The organism is bacterium (genome assembly GCA_024742285.1).
GTDB lineage: Bacteria > Myxococcota_A > UBA9160 > UBA9160 > UBA4427 > UBA4427.
The window spans coordinates 1-1001 of record JANSYR010000056.1; the positions used below are offsets into that span (position 1 = coordinate 1).

Genomic DNA, 1001 nt, shown 5'->3' on the forward strand with positions numbered 1-1001 from the left:
TCGACGCCTGGCTCGTCGAGGCCCATGAAATCCCCTTCATCGCCGTCGAGATCCTCTTCGAGGGCGGTGCCAACCTCGACCGCGAGGGCAAGCGCGGGGCGGTCAACCTGATGACCGCGCTGATCGAGGAGGGCTCCGGCGACATGACCGCGCAGGAGTTCCAGACGGCACTGGAAAGCATGGCGGCCGATTTCGGCTACGATGTCGGGGACGACTCCCTTTCCGTCTCCGCCCGGTTCCTGACCGACACGCGGGACGAGGCCGTGGACCTGCTCCACCAGTCCCTGACGGAGCCCCGGTTCGATCAGGACGCGCTCGACCGGGTCCGCGCACAGGTCGTGGCCAACATCAGGTCGCGCGCGCAAGACCCGGGCGATATCGCGGCGGACACGTTCTTCTCCATGGCCTTCGGCGATCACCCTTATGGATCGGACCTGAACGGGTCACTGGAAAGCGTGGGTGGCCTGGCGCGGGAGGACATGTTGCAGGCCTTCGAGGACACGATCGTCCGCTCACGGGCCCATGTCTCCATCGTGGGCGATATCACCGCCGAAGAGGCCGGAGTGATGCTTGACGAGCTCTTCGACGGCATCCCCGAGGAAGGCCCGCCCCTCCCCGAGAAGGTCGCGGTCGCGCTCGAGGGCGGGGTGAAGGTCGTGGATTTCCCCTCGCCGCAGTCGGTCGCCTTCTTCGGGCATGAGGGCATGGATCGGGACGATCCCGATTTCTTCGCGGCCCACGTCCTGAACGAGATCCTCGGCGGCTCCGGCCGGCAGTCGATCCTGATGGAAGAAGTCCGCGAGAAGCGCGGCCTGACCTACGGTGTCGGCTCCTACCTCGTGCCGAAGGAGCACGCGGCGCTCTACCTCGGCTCCGTCGCCTCGGCCAACGATCGCGTCGCGCAGGCCATCGAGGTTATCCGCGCCGAGTGGGCGCGCATGGCCGAGGAGGGCATCACGGAGGAAGATCTCGCCGAGGCAAAGACCTACATCACGGGCGAA

Annotated in this window: 1 protein-coding gene; it reads left to right on the plus strand. The window is 66.7% G+C overall.

Annotated features, from left to right (window positions below):
* Positions 1–29: 29 nt before the first annotated feature.
* Positions 30–1001: insulinase family protein (locus tag NXI30_29100; protein MCR9098298.1), on the plus strand; the 972-nt coding region annotated here is incomplete at its 3' end.